We start from the raw sequence: 18,266 nt of genomic DNA on the forward strand, positions 1-18,266 counted from the left end.
CTGCCCGCAGGTCCACCAGTGGCCCGCCGACCGCGTCGGCACCGGCGTCAGGCGCAGCTGAGCAGGGGCAACGGTGGGCGGCACGGCGGCCGGACGGAGATGTTGCGAGGCGTCGGGCCGACGGCGAGGAGGATTGTGGCCGCAACAGCAAAAGGGAGAGGCCGCCACGGGGGGAGCGGCCTCTCCGGTGATGTACGTTACTCCGTCCCCGGCGGTGTTGTTATCCCGAGGCGGTCACTTTTTTTCACGATCTGCGCGGTGTCACTGTCGAATCGGGGGGCGGTGGGGTGGGTCGACTACTCCGCTGCGTCGGCCAGAGGGCCGACCCACCCCGGCCTGACCGTGGGCGTCAGGCCGCCGGCCGGTCCTGCCTCTACCCCCGAGGCCCGGCCGGAGCCTCCGGGTGGGTCACCGCCCACCCGGAGGACGTTGTTCGTCAGCCGTTCGGGAACAGCTTCCCGTAGTCGGCGTACGCCATCGCGACGTCCGCCTGGGCCCAGAACCGGTGGTAGCGGAACTCCGGCTCCGGTCCACCGTCGAGGTACGCCTGGACCTTCGGCCACGCCGGGTCGTTCTTGTAGAACGACCGGATGTCGACGAAGCTCTTGCCCGGGGCGATCACGTCACCGTTGGGCATGCGACCGGTCCAACCCTGCGGGATGTACAGGCCCTGCCCGGTGGAGGCGTCGTAGACGTCGTCGAAGCGCCGGTAGTCGCCACGCTTCTCCACCGTCGACACACCCTGCGCGTCGCTCTCGCCGTGCAGCGCGTCCAGCAGGCCCTTGGCGGTGTTCTTCGCCGCCACGTTGCCCGACTTCGCCGCGTAGGCGATGAGCGTACGGGCGTAGGAGGCGGCGATGCCGACGTCCTGACCCTTGGCGATCACCTCGACGTGCAGGTTGGTGTTCGGCTGCGGGTTGGTCGGGTTCCAGTTGTTGGGCTGGCCCGTCCACTTCAGGTCCGCCGGGATGGACCAGTCCTCACCCAGCGTGGTGTTGGCGATGGCCCACGGCACCCACTTGTCCAGCAGGGCCTTGGCGCGGGCGTCACCGCTGACCAGGTACAGCTCGGCGATGCGCTGCATCGACCAGGCCTGCATGCCGAACCACTGGTTCGACGGCGGGTCGTTGTAGACCGGGTCCTCGTCGTAGAACATGCCGTAGAAGGTGGCGGTGCCGGCCGGCGGCGTGCCGTAGTGCCCGCCCCAGCTGTTGGTCGCGCCACCGGCGATGCCACCCTCGGCCGACTGGAGCCAGGTGTAGAGCTCCAGCTGCCGGGTGAGGCTGTTGTTCCAGTCCGCCGCCGCGGTCGACGAGCGCGGCTTGAGCTCGTTGACGTTGGTCAGCGCCCAGGCCGCGAACGGGTTCTGGTAGCCGAAGTGGCTGTGGCTGGAACCGATCCGCCACGACCAGTTCTGGCTGGTCTCGTACGCGCCGCCCCAGGCGTAGTACCAGGAGAGCAGGTAGTGGGCGGACTCGCGGTTGTTACCGGCCGGGCACTGGGTGGCCCCGACGCAGTTGCCGATGCGCTTGAAGTACTTGTCGAACAGCGCGTACCGCAGATAGTCACCCATCTTGGCGGCCTTGGTCACGGTCGCCGCCACGTCGGCCTGCTTGTTCTGCTCCTTGGCCCAGGTCAGCGCCCAGTACGCGGCCTGCACGGCGCGGGCGTCGGCGTCCGGGGCGTTCGTGTACTTCCACTGCTTGGCCGGGGTGCCGGACTCCTTGATGAACAGGTCAAGGTAGCCGCTCGGGCCGCCGTGGGCGAAGGTGTCGCAGGAGGGGTGCGGCACGGTCTCCCACACCGACTCCTGGGTGCCCCGCTGGAAGGTGTTGATGTACGCGGGACGGGTGGTGCCGTTGCCGCAGCGGCCGAAGCCGTAGACGTTGTCCACGTCCAGCAGCCAGTGCATGCCGTAGATGCTGCCGGTGCCGTAGGTCTGCTGGAGTTCCGCGCGCAGCGGGTCCTTGCCGACCGGCACGTTCGCGTTCAGCTGCGACGGGTACTGGCTGGGCAGGTCGTTCTCGGCGGCGTAGGTGGCGTCACCGGCGGAACCGGCGGTCGGCTGGTCGGCCGTGGACGGGATGATGTAGGTCTCCATCACCGTCCAGGCGTTGTTGAACGGCGCCCAGTTCTGGGTGACCCGACCGTAGTACGCCTCCAGCCACAGCCAGAAGCTGAACGCCTCGGAGGTGGTCTGGTGGCCGTGGTCGGGCGCCTCGACGATCAGCGTCTCGATCGAGTGGTACGGCACGCCCTCCGGGCTGAAGTAGCCCGAGTTTTTGATCTTGTTGTACTGGGTGAGGAAGCGCTGCACGTACTCGCCGTCGCCGCCCGGCACGTCGTTGTCGATCTCGGTGACGGTGACCGTCGCCGGCGTGTGGCCGGCGGCCGAGGCGGTGATCGTCGCGGTGCCACCGACGGTGTCGGCGTCCTCGGCGGCCTGGACGGTCACATCGACGCCACTGTTCCAGTTGCTCGTGGTCAGCGTCAGCGGCGTCGACGGGACGGTGATGTCGGTGTCACCGGTGCGGGTCAGGCTCACCGAGACGTTCGCCGACGGCGCGCGGCTGAGCTTGACGTTGAACGTCGAGCTGCCGCCTTCGGGCACGGTCAGCGCGGTCGGGGTGGCCACCACCGCCGGCGCGGTGGACGCGGTGACGCTGAACGACCGCTCGGCGATCGCCGACAGTCCACTGTTGTCGTACGCCCGGGCCTGCACCGTGTAGTCACCGGCCGGCAGGCTCTCCAGGGTGTACGCGTACGGCGCGGTGGTGTCGGTGTTGACCAGCAGTCCGTTGCGGTAGAACTCGACGCGGGCGATGGTGCCGTCCGGGTCGCTCGCGGTGGCGGTCAGCGGCACGGTCGCCGGAGCGGTGAACGGGCCGGCGGGGACCGACAGGCTCACCGTCGGAGGCTGCTGGGCGACGCCACCGCAGGTGACTCCGTTGACGGAGAACGAGGTCGGCTTCGGGTTGCTGCCGGTGTACGAGCCGTTGAAGCCGATGGTGGTGCTGGCGCCGGTGGCCATGCTGCCGTTCCACGCCTCGTTGACGGCGGTGACCTGGTTGCCGCTCTGGCTCCACCGGGCCGACCAGCCGTTGGTGACCCGCTGGTTGCCGGGGAAGGCGAACCGCAACGTCCAGCCGTTGACCGGGTCGCCGAGGTTCTTGAGGGTGATGTTGGCGGTGAAGCCGTTGCTCCAGTCATTGGTCTCATAGACCACGTCGCAGGCCGGTGCGGCCTGCGCGGCGCCGGCGGGTACGGTCACCCCGCCGATCGCCAGTGCCGCGGCGCCGAGCCACGCCAGGCGGCGACGTCTTGCCAGATTTCTCATCTGCGCGGTGTCTCCTCGAACCAGGCCGGGTGCGGTGCCGCCCCGGCGGGACGCCTCGCAGACGACAGGACGCGAGACGCCGGTGGATGGTGGTGGGCCGGCCGACCGGCCGGAACGCAGCAGGTCGTCGTCAGACACCCACTGCGATCAGGGCGCCGTACCGGATACACCGGAAGCCCTCGGCGGCCCCACGCTCACGCATACCTGGCTCCACGTGGTCGATCGACAGTGTGCCATGGAAGCGCTCCCAGCACCAGAGATCACACTTCCGGAAGCACTCGGTTGTTTCGATCTTATTTTGGGGCTTTCACAAAGCCGTGACGGGCGTTACAGTCGCAAACAACGTCGATGGGAGCGCTTCCATCGACGGAGCTCCAAGCATTGGATTACCCGGCGCTGTGCCCACAGCAACGGGTACTAAGACCGCAGGCCGACGGCGGGCCAGCCCGGACACCGCCGTCAGCCGTCACCCCACCACAGTGAGGGGAGGTGGATCCTCAAGCCACTCGCGTGGCCCGGCTCCCGCGCGACACGCACGACTGGGACGCCAATCCGCACGTGCGTGTACCGCAACACGGTGGGGACGGGGGTTGCCCTCCCCCGTCCCCACACTAAACCCCCGTTCACGATGGGAAAAGAGGCCGACGGGTCAGACGCGCATCACCCGCGCGCCCCGCACGGCAGTATGCCCCGCCCGCCGACCGTGCGCTGCCCCGCCGACCACCTCCGGGAGCACGCCGCCGGTCCGCCCGCGGAACTCGGCGCACCCCGGTCCCGCCACACCCGACGCCCGACCGGCTGACCGCCAGAACCCCCACCTTTGTCTCCGCCGCCACCGCGGTCGTCCGTGATCTGTGACGATCATGCGCCAGCGGCGGCCGCCCACCCTTTACGCTGTATTGGGAGCGCTCCCGAGGGGCGCGGCGGCCACCCCACCCACGAGGAGAACCCATGTCGATGCTCACCAGGCGCCACCTGCTGCGCCGCGCGGCGCTGTCGGCCACCGCCGTGACGCCGGCCGGCGCCGCACTGGGCGCGGTCACCACCGCAGCCGGCGCCACCGCCCTTGCCGGTTGCCAGCCCGGCGAGGACGCCGAACCCACCGAGCCGGCCGCCAGCTCCGCCGCCCGGTTGCAGTTCCCGGTGAACTTCGGCTGGGGCGCAGCCACCTCGGCGTACCAGATCGAAGGCGCCGCCAAGGAGGACGGCCGGGGCGAGTCGGTCTGGGACACCTTCAGCCACACGCCGGGACGCATCCGCAACGGCGACACCGGTGACGTCGCCGCCGACCACTACCACCGCTACGCCGAAGACCTCGATCTGATGCGCGACCTGGGGCTGCGCAGCTACCGGTTCTCCATCTCCTGGCCGCGCATCCAGCCCGACGGCACCGGCGCCGCCAACCAGCGGGGCATCGACTTCTACCGTCGCCTCGTCGACGGGCTGCACGAGCGCGGCATCTCCCCGATGGCCACCCTGTTCCACTGGGACCTGCCGCAGACCCTGCAGGACGCCGGCGGCTGGGAGTCCCGCGACGTGGCGTACCGCTTCGCCGACTACGCGGCGACCGTGTTCGAGGCGCTCGGCGACCGGGTGCCCGTCTGGCTCACCATCAACGAGCCCAAGACCGTCGTGCAGAACGGCTACCTGTTCGGCCACCACGCCCCCGGCCGGCAGGACCCGGACGCCGCCTACCTCGTCGCCCACCATCTGCAACTCGCCCACGGCCTCGCGGTGCAGGCGCTGCGCGCCGAGGGTGGCACCGGCCGCATCGGGCCGGCCTTCAACCTGCACCCCTGCTACCCCGCCGACGACTCGCCCGCCGCCGCCGAGGCCACCCGGCTGTACGACGGGTACGAGAACCGCCTCTACCTCGACTCCGCCCTCAAGGGCAGCTACCCGGAGGACGTCCTGGCCGACCTCGGGCCGACCAGCCGGATGGTCCGGGGCATCCGCGACGGCGACCTGGAGATCATTTCCTCCCCGGTCGACGTGCTCGCGGTGCAGTACTACACCCCGATCTACGTCACCGCCAACGGCGGCACGGTGCGCCGCTGGCCCACCTCCGAGGCGAGCTGGCAGCAGATCTACCCGGACGGGATGTACGACATCCTGACCCGGGTCACCCGCGACTACGGCCCGATCCCGCTGACCGTCACCGAGAACGGGCTGCCCACCCCCGACGTCCTCGCCGCCGACGGCACCGTCGAGGACACCGGCCGGGTCACCTTCCTGCGCGACCACCTGGCCGCCGCCCACCGCGCCGTCACCGACGGCGTGCCCCTGGAGAGCTTCCACGTCTGGTCGCTGCTCGACAACTTCGAGTGGGCCGAGGGCTACGACCAGCGCTGGGGACTCATCTACATCGACTACCCCACCCAGCGGCGGGTGCTCAAGCGCAGCGCCCACTGGTACCGCCAGGTCATCGCCGACAACGCGGTGTGAGACCCGGTGACGCGCCGGGCCGGCGGACGGATCAGAGCCGCCGGCCCTGCGCGTCCCAGGCGAGGATGCCGTCGAGCCGTTGCCCCGGGCGCAGCACCTGCGGATGGAACCAGAAGACCACCACGTCGTCGTCCTCGCTCCACCTGGCCAACTCCGCCTTCAGCCGCTGCCCGCCGATCGATCCCATGATCCGGGTGGCCGGTCCGACGAAGTACCCGAACGTGGGCACCGGATCGTCGGGGAGCAGCTGCGCCGACGGCTCGTACCCGAGCTCGTGGAAGCCGGGTCGGCGGTCGCTGCCCTCGACGTCGTTGACCAGGTAGTCAACGGTCAGCGCGCCGGTGGCGGAACGCCGCCCGGCGACCAGGCCGATCGTCACCTCGGGCGCCCGGGGCACGTCGACGGCGACGAAGTAGAAGACCCGCTCGTCGCCGCCGTACCGGATGCCGGTGCTCAGGACCGTACCGATCGGCGGCCGTGCCGGGGGCGGCGTCGCCGCGCCGACGGTCGGCTCGGTGACCATGGTGGCCGTCGACGAGGTGGTTGCGGGCTGCGGCCCGCGCTCGGACGGATCGGGTTGGCGGAGCACGGTCGCCGCACCGACGGCCACCACGACGACCGAGAGCAGGGCCGTCCCGCCCCGGACCACCCGTCGCCTGCGGCGCAGCCGACGCCCCTGCCGCATGATCGTGTCCACGTCGAACCGACCCCGGTCGTCCGGTTCGGTGGCCCGGATGGCCGCGCGGAGGCGATCTGTCTCGTTCATCGGTCGCCTCCCGGCGCGGTCGGCAGTTCGACAAGGGTCTGCCGCAGCTTCTCCAGGGCCCGGGAGGTGGTGCTCTTCACCGTGCCCAGGGAAACGTCAAGCTCGCGGGCGACCTGCTGTTCGGGCAGGTCGAACAGGTAGCGCAGCACGACGATCGCCCGTTGACGGGCGGTGAGTGCGCCGAGGGCGAGCTGCAGCCAGCGCCGGGCGGTGACCTCGTCGGCGACGTCACCGCGTCGCTGGTGCGGAACCTCGTCGACCGGGTACTCCCGGATCGGACGCCGCCAGTTGTCCACTATGTAATTGATCATCACGCGTCGGGTGTAGGCGTAGGGGTCGTCGCGACGTACCCGCGACCACGACGCATAGGTACGCACCAGCGCGGTCTGTGCGGCGTCCTCGGCCTGATGGTGGTCGCCGGTCATCAGGTACGCGGCATGAGCCAACCGGCCGGAGGCCGCCTGGACGAACTCCACGAACTCGGCGTCACCCCTGGCCATCGTCACCTCTTGCCTGCCCCACGACCGGTCCTGACGAGCGAGGCCCCGAAAAGGTTGAGCCGTCGGCGGATGAACTTTCCACCGATGCCGGTCGTCTTCCTCCCCGCCGCCCCGACCCGGGCAGGCAGTGGAGGGAGAACCATGATGTCGTACGCCCCTCGGATGCCCGCCGGTCGCGGCCGGTCGTGGGCGTCCCCGCTGGTCGCCGTCGTGCTGGCCGGTTGTGCCCCGGCGATGCCCGCGCCCGCCGCGCCGTTCGCGCCGGTCGTGACCGCGTCGCCGACCGGCCGACCGAGAGTGGCCGCCGCACCGCTCGCGTCCACGCCCCCTGCGCCGGTCAGCTACCCGGCGCGGGGCGCCAACCGCTGGGACGTCGCCGGTGGCGAGGCGGCACCGAGGACCGGGCCGGGTCGGCTGCTGCGCTACCAGGTGGCGATCGAGCGGGGCATCGAGGGCATCGCGCTTACCGAGTTCGCCGCCGAGGTCAGCCGGATCCTCTCCGACCCGCAGGGCTGGAGCGCCGGTGGGCAGTGGCGGCTGCGCCGGGTCGGCCCGGACCGTCGTCCTGACTTCACCATCTATCTGGCCACCCCGGTCACCCGGGACCGGCTGTGCCAGGACGTCCCCGACGGCTACACCTCCTGCCGCAACGGTGACCGGGTGGTCGTCAACGTCGCCCGCTGGGTCAAGGGCGCACCCGGCTTCGGCACCGACGTCGACCACTACCGTCAGTACGTGGTCAATCACGAGGTCGGTCACCGTCTCGGCATGGGCCACGAACTGTGCCCGGGCCGTGGCCGACCGGCGCCGGTGATGCAGCAGCAGACCCTCGGCCTGCACGGCTGTACGCCAAACGGCCTGCCGTACCTCGACGGTCGCCGCTACTCCGGGCGATCCGGGAGCTACGACGATCGGATCCCGCCGCGCGACCGGGGCCTGCCGGGCTGACCCATCGACGGCCCGGGTGGTGTCCCGCCGGACGCGGGCTGCGCCTAGGCTCGCGGGATGGATCGGAATCGACGATCGCTGGGCCGGCCGTTCTGGACGTTCTGGAGCGCGGCCGCGCTGGCCAACCTCGGTGACGGCATCCGGGTGGCGGCCTTCCCGCTGCTGGCCGCGACGCTCACCGACAATCCGCTGGCGGTCGCCGCCGTGGCCGCCGCCCAGTTCCTGCCCTGGCTGGTGTCCGGCCTGCTCGCCGGTGCCCTCGCCGACCGCCGTGGGGCCCGCAGCCTGCTCACCGTCGCCGACACCGGCCGGGTCGTCGTGCTCGGCACGCTCGCCGCCGCGATCGCCCTGGGCTGGGCGACCATCGCCCTCGTGGTGGCCGCCGCGTTCCTGCTCGGCGTCGGCGAGACCATCCGCGACACGGCTGCCCAGACCGCCGTACCCCGGCTCGTCCCGGACGCCCAGTTGGAGAAGGCGAACGGGCGGCTCGTCGCCGGTGAGATCGTCGGCAACGAGTTCGTCGGCCCCCCGGTGGGGGCGCTGCTGTTCGTCGTCGGTGCCGCCATCCCGTTCGCCGTCAACGGCGCCACGCTCGCCCTGGCGGTGATGCTGGTGTTGTCCCTGCCGCTGACCCTGGCCCACCGGCGCGGCAGCGACGACGACGCGCCGGTCGCCGACGGCGACGGTGTCCTGGCCGGCCTGCGCTGGCTGGTGCGCCAGCCGATGCTACGAACCCTGGTGCTCGTCACCGCCGCCGTGGCCGCCGCCGACACCGCCTGGTTCGCGATCTTCGTGCTCTATGCCCGCGACGCCCTCGACCTCGGCGCGTTCGGCTTCGGACTGCTGCTGGCCACCGGGGCGGTCGGCGGTCTGCTCGGCTCGTTCACCGCCGACCGGCTGATCGCCCGGTTCCGCCACCGCACCGTGCTCACCTGGTCGATGGCGGTCACCGCGGGCGTACCGGTGCTGCTGGCGGTCGTCGCCGACCGGACCGTGGCCGTGGTCGTGGTGGTCGCCACCAGCGCGGCGTTCGCCGTGCTCAACGTCGCCGCCCTGTCGGTACGGCAGCGGCTGGTGCCCGGCGGGTTGCTGGGTCGGGTCGTCGCCGCTGCCCGCCTGGTCACCTACAGCGCCACGGCACTCGGCGCGCTGGCCGGCGGCGCGCTGGCCGCCCGCGCCGGCCTGGGCGCGCCGTTCGTGTTCAGCGGCGCGGTCGCCGTCGCCGCCACCGCAGCCTGGTGGCTCGCTTCCCGACCCGCCACGCCCGGTGCCCTCGGCCTGCGCTGAGCGGACTCGGCCTCCCGACCCGCCACGCCCGATGCCCTCGGCCCGCGCCGACCGGAGTGTTAAGAAGGGGCCCCGCTACTACCGGAGGCGTTAACAAGGTGCCCTTCCTTACCTCCGGGAACGGGTCAGCGGGGCAGGGCCTGCTGCAGCTCGGCGCGCAGGGCCGGGGTCAGCATCTCCCCCGCCTGCTTCGCCAGCCGGGCCATCTCGTAGCCCACCACACCGATGTCGGCATCCGCCGCAGCCAGGGTGGCCAGGATCGAGCCGTCGCGGATCTGCATCACCAGGAAGTAGCCACGGCCCATCTCGACCACGGTCTGCTTGACCACGTCACCGTCGAACATCTGGGCCGCACCGGCGGTGATGCTCATCAGGCCCGAGGTGACCGCGGCGAGCTTGTCCGCGTGGTCGCGCGGCAGGTGATCGGAGATGGCGACCAGCAGTCCGTCGGAGGACACCACCACGGCGTGCGCCACACCGGGCACCCGTTCCGCGAACCCGCTGACCAGCCAGCTGAGGTCCCGGGCCTCCTGAGACAACGTTGTCACTTGGGTCCTCCTTCACTCCATGTCCCGGGCGACGGCACGGGTATCTCGGTGGTCTCCTCGGCCTCGGCACGTCGCACACCGCTGTACAGCTTCGACAACATGCCGCCGACCGCCTCCGGGTCCGGGTCGTGCCGCGCCACCTGCTGCTGCCCGGGCTGGGCCGGCTGGGTGACGCTGCGCAACTGGGCCATCGGCACCCGCATCGGCAGTCCCCGGTCGTTGGTGCCCCCGGTCACCGGCACCGACGGCGGTGCCGGACTGCCGGCGGTCGCCGGCGACGACGGCCCCTCCCGGGACCACCAGCCGCTGCCGGTCGACGCCGGTGCGGCCGCCGGGGCGAGCACGTCCTCCGCGCGTACCGGCACGGGGTGAGCCTGTCGGGGCACGGTGGTCGGTCGCCGCCCGGCCACCGGCAACTCCACCGGCTGCGCGGCGGTCACCGGTGCCGGTGAGCGGGGCACCGGCAGCGCGCGCGGCGACGGCACCGGGTCCAGACCCGGCGGCGGTGGGGCCGCCAGTAACGCACCGGGCAGCCGGATCCGGGCCACCAGCCCGCCGGTCCCGCCGTGCAACCGCACCTCGATGCCGTGCCGGGCCGCCAGGTGGCTGACCACGAACAGACCCATCCGCTCGACCGTCGCCACGTCCGCCGCCGGCGGCTCGGCCAGTACGGCGTTGGCCTCGGCCAGCGCGGTCGGGCTCATGCCCAGACCCTGGTCGGCGATCTCGACCGTCGCGCCGGCGCCCTCCGCGCGGGCCATCACCTGCACGATCGTGTCGGGACGGGAGAACGCGGTGGCATTCTCCAGCAGCTCGGCGAGCAGGTGCACCACCTCGCCGACGGCATGCCCCACGAGATGCAGGTCGGCCACCGCCTCGTGCCGCACCCGCTGGTACTGCTCGATCTCGGCACTCGCCGCCAGCAGCACCGCGTTCAACCCGACCGGCCGGTTCCAGCGGCGGGTCGACTCGGTACCGGCCAGCACCAGCAGGCTCTCGTCGTTACGTCGCATACGGGCGGCGAGATGGTCCAGCTTGAACAGGTTCTCCAACTGGTCCGGGTCGCTCTCCTCGCGTTCCAGGTCGTCGAGCAGCTCCAGCTGCCGCTCCACCAGCACCTGGCTGCGCCGGGCGAGGTTGACGAACATCGCGTTGACGTTGCGTCGCATGTTCGCCTGCTCGACGGCCACCCCGACCGCGCTGCGGTGCACCGCGACGAACGCCTCGGCCAGCTCACCGATCTCGTCGAGCGAGCGCACCACCGCCGGCGAGACCTCGATCTGCGGCACACCGCCGGAGACCGACCGCAAGCGGGCCAACGCGTCGGGCAGCTCGATCTGCGCGATCCGCAACGCCTGCGAGCGCAGCAGGCGGATCGACCGGGCCATCGACCGGCCGATCAGCACCGAGATCAGCACGGCCACCAGCAGCACCGTGATGATCACGCCGACCATCAGCAGCGTCTCCCGCAGCTGGGCGGCGCTGGCCCGGTCCGCCTGGGTCGCCGAGTCCGCGAGGATCCCCGCTTCGAAATCCCGCAGCAGGTCATGGCGGACCTCACTGAACGTCCACCAGTCGTCGTCGGCCAGCAACGTCAGCGCGGTCGGGTTCTGGGTCAGCGCCCGTTCCTCCAGCCGGCCGGCCTGGACGAAGGGATCCAGCTGACTCATCTGGTCGTAGCGGGCCACCTGCGCGTTGCTCGCCGCGACACGGAACGCGCCCAACGCCGTCAGCTGCCGCGATCGTAGATCGTTGAGCTGTGCCCGGTCGTTGTCCTGGTACCCACCGTTGCGGGCCGCCGCGTAGAGCTCCGCGCGTACTCGCGAGGAGAGATCCTTGGCCCGGGCGAACTGCACGTAGCGCAGCACCGCGTCGGACAGTTCCGGCCGTTCGGTGCCCGGCGACGGTCGGGCGAGCAGGGTCAACAGGGCGTCGACCGCCCGGTGATAGTTGCCGAGGATGGTGTCGTCACTCAACACCACGGTGGTCATCACGTTGCGCATGTAGAGGATCTGCTGGTACGCCTGGTGGGCCACCGAGTAGGTCTCCGCCCAGGAGGAGTCGCCCTTGCCCACCGGCTCGGCGGCCCGGTGCAACGCCTGCGCTGCCTGGTCGACGCCGTCGCGGTACGGCCTCAGCACCTCCACCACCTGCGCGCTCTCCTCCTCGGAGGAGGCGGCCCGCAACGCGGACAGCTCACCGGCGGTGCGGTCGCGTTCCTGCTGCAACCAGTGCACCAGGTCGGCGATCTCCGGCCCGATGCCCACCTGCGCAGCGAAGTCACTCAACGTGTTGGCCCGGCTGACCAGGCTCTGGGTCTGCACCCCCGCCAGGACCAGGAAGGCGACCGACGGGATCACCAGCACCGTGGCGAGCTTGGTGCGCATCCGCCAGTCCCGCAGCCGCAGCGCCGAACGGCGGCGGTGGGGCACCACCCGGACATCGAACCGTCGCCGACGATGGTTCGACACCGTCGAGGCCTGGTCCGGTCCTGCTGCCACGAGCTCCTCCTCCCACGCGTCCGCCGCGGCCCGGGGAGCGCCCGTTATCCAACCAGGTCCCGGACCAGTGTCAACGCCCTGCCCTTACGTTGGTTCAGGAGGGCACCGCCGGGCGTCACCCTATGCCGTGCCCGGCGAGCTTTGATCATCCGTCTGGCCGATATCGGCCAGTTCGACGGCGTCGGCGATGCGGTCACAGGCGACCAGCGCGGCACCTGTCGCGCCGATCTCCGGATGCCGCCCGAAACGTACCTGCCGGGGTGCCAGCACCTCGACGAATGCCGCCCGCCACCACGGCGAGGCGGCCATCGCCCCGCCGCCGAGGACCACCTCCACCGGCGCGCCGACGGTGGACTCCAGCGCGGCCAGGTCGTCGACGACCTGCTCGCACACGCCGTACATCAGTCCGGCCAGCATCTGCACCGCGGTGGTGCTGAAGCTCAACCCGCCCAGCTCACCCGAGCCGGCGCGACGGCTGCCCGGTGGCCGGTCACCGCCGAGGGCCACGTTCACCGGGCGCCGGTCACCGGGCGACAGCCCCCACAGCGCCGCCTCCAGCGCCGGGCCCTCGGGGAGCCGCAACTCCCGATCGGCCCACGCGAACACGTTCCCCCCGGAGGAGTACGCCGCCCCGGTGACCACGTGCTCGTGGTCGACACGGTAGCGCCAGAGCCGCGGGGGCAGCGGGGCCAGCGGCGCGTGCGCGGGCATCCGTTGCAGCAGCCGCACCGCCGACGAGGTGCCCACGGTCACCGCCGCCCGGGTGTGGTCGATGCAGCCGGAGCCGACGTTGGAGGCGGCACCGTCACCGATCGGCGGCGACCAGGACGCCCGCGCCAACGCCGGCCACCGGCGGGCGTACGCCGGACGCAGCCGTCCCCGCCAGTGAGACGGTGCCAGTTGCGGCAGTTCGTCGCCGCCGACACCGGCCAACGCGCAGGCCTCCGGGTCCCAGTCGAGGGTGCTGATGTCCAGCAGGCCGGTGCCGGACGCCTGGGACATCGACATCGGCGCGTCGTCGAGCAGCTGGCTGAGGGCGTACTCGACCAGGCCGACGAACCGGGCCACCGGGCTGCCGCACCGGGCCCGCAGCCAGGGCAGCCGCACCGACCAGTAGCAGCGGTGCCACCAGGTGCCGGTGCGTTGGTGGTAGGCGTCCGGATCGGCCGGGCCGGTCTGCGTCGGGGCGGGCTCGGGCCGGGTGTCCAGCCAGGTGAGCACCGGGCCGAGCGGCTGACCGTCGACGCCGAGCGGCAGTACGGAGTGCCACTGCGCGCTTATCGCCACCATCCCCACCTCGCGCAGCCAGCCCTGCTCGTTCAACTCGTCCAGGCAGTCGAGCAGGCAGGTCAGGTAGCCACGGGCATCGAGGGTGCCGGTGCCCTCGTCGTCGACGGTCAGGTCGATCCGACGCCGGGCCAACGCTCCCGGCACCGGCTGGATGTCGTCACCCAGCACGAGCCCACGCACCGAGGAGGTGCCCAGGTCCAGCGCGAGAATGTTCATCGCCGGTCAACGTACCCGGTGGCTCGGCGAGCACAACCCTGCCGCGTGCCCGGGTACGCCGAACGGCTTCCGCAGCGCCCGCCCCGCGCGTAGGGTGAGCGCATGCTCGCGCGACTGTCCTGCTGGTGGCCCGCCGACCCGGCGGCCCACCCCCGCGCGTAGCTTTTCCCACGCGGCCGCCCGACGAGGCGGCCGCCGGTCAACTCTTCCGGCCCGTGGGCCGCCCCCGACGGCGGCATCCGGCCCGAGGAGACCCGATGACACCGCTGACCGACCTGCTCGCCGCGCTCGCCGACGGCACCGACCCGGGCCCGTTCGCCCTGATCCGCCGCGACGGTGCCGAGCATCTCGACCTGTTCACCGGCCCGGTCGGCACCGTCGACCGACTCGCCGACATCCCGTTGCCCGCCGGACCGGCCGGCCCCACCACACTGGCCCTGGTGCCGTTCCGGCAGGTCGCGGAGCGGGGCTTCGCCTGCGTCGACGACGGCGTACCGCTGGAATGCCTGCGCATCGACAGTCGGGCACGGTTGCCGCTGGCCGAGGTCCTCGACGCGCTGCCCGACGGTCCGGTACGCACCACCGGCGCGGCCTTCGACATCAGCGACGACGAGTACGCCGACACCGTCGCCCGGGTGCTCGCCGACGAGATCGGCCGCGGCGAGGGGGCCAACTTCGTCATCCACCGCACCCTGCACGCGCAGGTGCAGGGTGCGCCGCTGACCGCCGCGCTGGCCGCGTTGCGTTCCCTGCTGCTGCGCGAACGCGGCGCGTACTGGACGTTCGTGGTGCACACCGGTGCCCGCACGCTGGTCGGCGCCAGCCCCGAACGGCACGTCAGCGTCGACGACGGGCTGGTCATGATGAACCCGATCAGCGGCACCTTCCGGCACACCGGCGTGGCGGCGGACCGGGCGGCGCTGCTGCGTTTCCTCGCCGACACCAAGGAGGTCGAGGAGCTGTACATGGTCCTCGACGAGGAACTGAAGATGATGGCCACGGTGGCCGAGCACGGTGGTCAGGTGGTCGGGCCGTACCTCAAGGAGATGTCCCATCTGGCGCACACCGAGTACCTGCTCGCCGGTCGCGGCTCGAAGGACGTCCGCGACGTGCTGCGGGAGACGATGTTCGCCCCGACGGTGACGGGCAGCCCGATGGAGAACGCCTGTCGGGTGATCGCCCGACACGAGCGCACCGGCCGCCGCTACTACGCGGGCGTGCTGGCCCTGCTCGGTCACGACGACACGGGCCGGCAGACCCTCGACGCACCCATTCTCATCCGTACCGCCGAGATCACCCCGGACGGTGCCCTGCGGGTGCCGGTCGGTGCCACGCTGGTGCGGCACTCCACCCCGGCGGCCGAGGTCGCCGAGACCCACGCCAAGGCGGCCGGCGTGCTGGCCGCCCTGGGCCTGGGACCGCAGGCGCCGACCGCCGGCACCGGCCCGGTGGGCCGGCTGGCCGACGATCCGCAGGTACGCGCGGCGCTGGCGGCCCGCAACGCGCCGCTGTCCCGGTTCTGGCTGGACCAGCGGCCGCCGGGGGCACTCGCCGTGCCCGCCCTGACCGGCCGTCGGGCGCTGATCGTCGACGGTGAGGACACCTTCACCGGGATGCTCGCCCACCAGTTGGGGGCGCTGGGTCTGACGGTCACCGTGCAGCCCTGGCACGCCGACGCCCCGCTGTCCGGGTACGACCTGGTCCTGGTCGGGCCCGGGCCCGGTGACCCGAACAGCGACACCCCGAAGATGCAGCGGTTACGGGCCCTGCTGCGGGTGTTGCTGGCCGACGGCCGACCGACGCTCGCGGTCTGCCTCGGCCACCAGCTGCTGGCCGGGCTGCTCGGGTTGCGGGTCGACCGTCGAGCCGCGCCCTACCAGGGCCTGCAACGCACGGTGCCGATGTTCGGTACGCCCCGACGCCTCGGCTTCTACGCCACCTTCACCGCCCGCGCCGCCGCCGACCGGCAGGGCAGCCCGTACGGTCCGGTCGAACTGGCCCGCGACGAAGCCGACGGGGCGGTGCACGCGCTGCGCGGCCCGGGCTTCGCCGGGGTGCAGTTCCACCCCGAATCGGTGCTCAGCCCGGACGGTCTGGCCGTGCTGGCCGACCTGCTGCGGGACCTGCTGCCGGCACCGGCCGGTGAACTCTCCCCCACCGTGCAGGCATAGCGGCGCCGATCCGGGGTAGCGCTGCTGACGGCCGGTGGCCCGGGCGGGTTTGAGAGCCCCCGCCCGGGCCACCGGTCCGTCGACGCTCAACCGGCCAGGCCCTTCTTGACCGCCGCGCCGATCTGCACCGCCCGGCGGGCGGTGAGTGCCGTCGCGGTCAGGGCGATGTCATCCGGTGCGGTCTCGCCGTTGTTGCTGACGTGCGACGCACCGTACGGGTTGCCGGCGACGAACTGGCTGGGATCTGTGTAACCGGGGGTGACCACGATCCCACCCCAGTGGTAGAAGACGTTGAACAACGACAGCAGCGTCGACTCCTGCCCGCCGTGCTTGGTGGCGGTGGAGGTGAACGCCGAGTAGACCTTGTTGACCAGCGCACCCTTGGCCCACAGCGGGCCGGTGGTGTCGATGAACTGCTTGAGCTGGGCGGCGACCATGCCGTACCGGGTCGGCGCCCCGAGGATCACCACGTCGGCCCAGCTCAGGTCGTCCAGCTGGGCCTCCTCGATGTGCTGTGTCTCCAGGTGGTGCGCCGACCACCCTGCGTTCGAGCGGATCGCCTCGTCGGGTGCCAACTCCCGCACCTTGCGCAGCCGTACCTCGGCCCCCGCGTCACCGGCGGCCTCGCTGGCCGCCTGAGCCATCTGATACGTGATGCCGGTCGCGCTGTAGTAGATCACTGCCACCTTGACCTGTGCCGCCATCACACGCCCCCTTCCTCGATCATGAGCAGGCTTCGCAGTTACCCGAACTTCGCGTCGGTGAACATTCGCGGCACTGCCTGACCTGGTCGCGATCGCGGCGGTAAGCGCTGACCCACGCGGCGATAACGGTTGGCTCGGGCAGCCTGCCGGCTGGCATGCTCGCGGCCATGGAGATCAGGATTGCGACGGCCGACGACTGGTCGGGGATCTGGCCCTTCCTGCGGGAGATCGTCGCGGCCGGTCAGACGTACACCTGGCCCCGCGACGTCGGTGAGGATCAGGCACGGGGGATGTGGCTGGTACCCGCGCCCGGTCGTACGGTGGTCGCGGTCGAACCCGACGGCACGGTGCTCGGCTCGGCGAAGCTGACCCCCAACCAGCTGGGCCCCGGCGCCCACGTCGCCAACGCCAGCTTCATGGTCGCCCCGTGGGCGGCCGGGCGTGGCATCGGTCGGGCGCTCGGGCGGCACGTGCTCGACCTGGCCCGGGCCGACGGCTACCGGGCGATGCAGTTCAACGCCGTGGTGGCCAGCAACACCCGGGCGGTGGCGTTGTGGCGGTCGCTCGGGTTCGAGGTGGTCGGGCGGATCCCGGAGGGCTTCCACCACCCCGACGAGGGCTACGTCGACCTGCTCGTGATGTACCAGCGGCTCTGATCCGGGCGCTCGTCGTACGGCCGGATAGCCTGGGCCGCGTGATGCTCCCCCTGCCAGCCGGCGACTTCAAGGCGTACCTGTTCGACTGCGACGGCACCATCGTCGACTCGATGCCCCAGCACTACACGGCGTGGCGGCAGGCCCTCGACGAGTGGGGCTGCGAGTTCCCCGAGGAGTTGTTCTACGCCTGGGCCGGTCGGCCGACCGCCGACATCGTCGCCGCGCTCAACGAGCAGCAACGGCTGAACATGCCGCTGGAGGCGGTCATCGCCCGCCGGGAGGCGCTCTACCAGCAACTGCTGCCCAGCGCGGCCGGCATCCCCGGGGTGCTGCACCACATCGACGACGCACACGGACGGATCCCGTTCGCGGTGGTCTCCGGCAGTACCCGCGAGGCGGTCACCGCCTCCCTCGGCGCGCTGGGCATCCTCGACCGGTTCGACGTGCTGGTCTGCGCCGGCGACTACACCCGACCCAAGCCCGACCCGGAACCGTTCCTGCGCGCCGCCGAACTGCTCGGCGTACCCCCGGAGGCCTGTCTGGTTTTCGAGGACGCCGACCTCGGGATCGAATCCGCCACGGCCGCCGGCATGGCGGCGGTACGGGTGCCGCAGCCGCGCCAGGGCTGAGCGGTGCGGCGCGGGACACCACCCGGGCGGCCGGTCAGCTCGCGCCTTTGCTCAAGACTTCCGCAAGGTGCCCTTCGGATGATTCTCGACCGGGCTGGAAAGCGCCATCCTGAGAAGACCGCTGCCGGCGACTTCGCATCGCCGCCCCGCGGCGGCGAACCTGAACGGGGGATCGCGCTCCGCCACCGACGAAGCTGGCGTAGCGCGATCAGGGGGGTACCGGCGTAGCGCGATCAGGGGGGTACCGGCGTAGCGCGATCAGGGGGGT

At 71.8% G+C, this 18,266-nt stretch carries 13 protein-coding genes; 6 read left to right on the top strand and 7 right to left on the bottom strand.

Features of this window, described 5'->3' with window-relative positions; genetic code table 11:
• Positions 1-436 precede the first annotated feature (436 nt).
• Complete coding sequence (locus VAB18032_RS20230) at positions 437-3,337, bottom strand: glycoside hydrolase family 48 protein (RefSeq protein ID WP_013734767.1); 2,901 nt, start codon at positions 3,335-3,337, stop codon at positions 437-439.
• Between the two features lie 951 nt (positions 3,338-4,288).
• Between VAB18032_RS20230 and VAB18032_RS20235 the strand changes: the two genes are divergently transcribed.
• Positions 4,289-5,782: a GH1 family beta-glucosidase gene (locus VAB18032_RS20235; protein WP_013734768.1), complete on the top strand. Its 1,494-nt coding sequence runs from the start codon at positions 4,289-4,291 to the stop codon at positions 5,780-5,782.
• Positions 5,783-5,813: 31 nt separating this feature from the next.
• On the opposite strand, the gene VAB18032_RS20240 is transcribed toward VAB18032_RS20235, so the two are convergent.
• Both VAB18032_RS20240 and VAB18032_RS20245 read right to left on the bottom strand, forming a co-directional pair.
• Positions 5,814-6,548: a hypothetical protein gene (locus VAB18032_RS20240; protein WP_013734769.1), complete on the bottom strand. Its 735-nt coding sequence runs from the start codon at positions 6,546-6,548 to the stop codon at positions 5,814-5,816.
• A complete protein-coding gene (locus tag VAB18032_RS20245) occupies positions 6,545-7,048 on the bottom strand; it encodes a SigE family RNA polymerase sigma factor (RefSeq protein ID WP_013734770.1) in 504 nt (167 codons plus the stop codon). Before VAB18032_RS20245 ends, VAB18032_RS20240 begins: the two co-directional genes overlap by 4 nt.
• A 144-nt stretch (positions 7,049-7,192) precedes the next feature.
• Between VAB18032_RS20245 and VAB18032_RS20250 the strand changes: the two genes are divergently transcribed.
• Both VAB18032_RS20250 and VAB18032_RS20255 read left to right on the top strand, forming a co-directional pair.
• On the top strand, positions 7,193-7,996 hold the full coding sequence (locus VAB18032_RS20250) for a DUF3152 domain-containing protein (RefSeq protein WP_013734771.1): 804 nt from the start codon (positions 7,193-7,195) through the stop codon (positions 7,994-7,996).
• 57 nt (positions 7,997-8,053) lie between these two features.
• A complete protein-coding gene (locus VAB18032_RS20255; RefSeq protein ID WP_013734772.1) occupies positions 8,054-9,283 on the top strand; it encodes an MFS transporter in 1,230 nt (409 codons plus the stop codon).
• Between the two features lie 125 nt (positions 9,284-9,408).
• On the opposite strand, the gene VAB18032_RS20260 is transcribed toward VAB18032_RS20255, so the two are convergent.
• From VAB18032_RS20260 to VAB18032_RS20270, 3 genes are all read right to left on the bottom strand, one after another.
• Complete coding sequence (locus VAB18032_RS20260) at positions 9,409-9,831, bottom strand: roadblock/LC7 domain-containing protein (RefSeq protein WP_013734773.1); 423 nt, start codon at positions 9,829-9,831, stop codon at positions 9,409-9,411.
• A complete protein-coding gene (locus VAB18032_RS20265; RefSeq protein WP_013734774.1) occupies positions 9,828-12,332 on the bottom strand; it encodes a nitrate- and nitrite sensing domain-containing protein in 2,505 nt (834 codons plus the stop codon). Before VAB18032_RS20265 ends, VAB18032_RS20260 begins: the two co-directional genes overlap by 4 nt.
• 120 nt (positions 12,333-12,452) lie before the next feature.
• A complete protein-coding gene (locus VAB18032_RS20270) occupies positions 12,453-13,838 on the bottom strand; it encodes an FGGY family carbohydrate kinase (RefSeq protein ID WP_013734775.1) in 1,386 nt (461 codons plus the stop codon).
• 257 nt (positions 13,839-14,095) lie between these two features.
• Here VAB18032_RS20270 and VAB18032_RS20275 point away from each other — a divergent pair, with 257 nt between their 5' ends.
• On the top strand, positions 14,096-16,009 hold the full coding sequence (locus VAB18032_RS20275; RefSeq protein WP_013734776.1) for an anthranilate synthase family protein: 1,914 nt from the start codon (positions 14,096-14,098) through the stop codon (positions 16,007-16,009).
• A gap of 86 nt (positions 16,010-16,095) precedes the next feature.
• Here VAB18032_RS20275 and wrbA read toward each other — a convergent pair whose 3' ends face one another.
• A complete protein-coding gene (wrbA, locus tag VAB18032_RS20280) occupies positions 16,096-16,713 on the bottom strand; it encodes an NAD(P)H:quinone oxidoreductase (protein ID WP_013734777.1) in 618 nt (205 codons plus the stop codon).
• A 167-nt stretch (positions 16,714-16,880) separates the two neighbouring features.
• Between wrbA and VAB18032_RS20285 the strand changes: the two genes are divergently transcribed.
• The gene (locus tag VAB18032_RS20285; protein ID WP_193386264.1) at positions 16,881-17,369 is read left to right on the top strand and encodes a GNAT family N-acetyltransferase; all 489 of its coding nucleotides are present in this window, start codon (positions 16,881-16,883) and stop codon (positions 17,367-17,369) included.
• Positions 17,370-17,410: 41 nt separating this feature from the next.
• Entirely contained in the window at positions 17,411-17,998 is a 588-nt protein-coding gene (locus VAB18032_RS20290) for an HAD family hydrolase (protein WP_232510900.1), read from the top strand.
• The last annotated feature ends 268 nt before the right edge of the window (positions 17,999-18,266 follow it).

Origin of the sequence: Micromonospora maris AB-18-032 (assembly GCF_000204155.1) — a bacterium.
Classification (GTDB): domain Bacteria; phylum Actinomycetota; class Actinomycetes; order Mycobacteriales; family Micromonosporaceae; genus Micromonospora; species Micromonospora gifhornensis.

Coding starts and splice junctions, on each gene's coding strand:
- VAB18032_RS20230 (WP_013734767.1), bottom strand. CDS start 3,337: ATGAGAAATCTGGCAAGACGTCGCCGCCTGGCGTGGCTCGGCGCCGCG.
- wrbA (WP_013734777.1), bottom strand. CDS start 16,713: ATGGCGGCACAGGTCAAGGTGGCAGTGATCTACTACAGCGCGACCGGC.
- VAB18032_RS20275 (WP_013734776.1), top strand. CDS start 14,096: ATGACACCGCTGACCGACCTGCTCGCCGCGCTCGCCGACGGCACCGAC.
- VAB18032_RS20285 (WP_193386264.1), top strand. CDS start 16,881: ATGGAGATCAGGATTGCGACGGCCGACGACTGGTCGGGGATCTGGCCC.
- VAB18032_RS20235 (WP_013734768.1), top strand. CDS start 4,289: ATGTCGATGCTCACCAGGCGCCACCTGCTGCGCCGCGCGGCGCTGTCG.
- VAB18032_RS20245 (WP_013734770.1), bottom strand. CDS start 7,048: ATGGCCAGGGGTGACGCCGAGTTCGTGGAGTTCGTCCAGGCGGCCTCC.
- VAB18032_RS20255 (WP_013734772.1), top strand. CDS start 8,054: ATGGATCGGAATCGACGATCGCTGGGCCGGCCGTTCTGGACGTTCTGG.
- VAB18032_RS20250 (WP_013734771.1), top strand. CDS start 7,193: ATGTCGTACGCCCCTCGGATGCCCGCCGGTCGCGGCCGGTCGTGGGCG.
- VAB18032_RS20290 (WP_232510900.1), top strand. CDS start 17,411: ATGCTCCCCCTGCCAGCCGGCGACTTCAAGGCGTACCTGTTCGACTGC.
- VAB18032_RS20270 (WP_013734775.1), bottom strand. CDS start 13,838: ATGAACATTCTCGCGCTGGACCTGGGCACCTCCTCGGTGCGTGGGCTC.
- VAB18032_RS20240 (WP_013734769.1), bottom strand. CDS start 6,548: ATGAACGAGACAGATCGCCTCCGCGCGGCCATCCGGGCCACCGAACCG.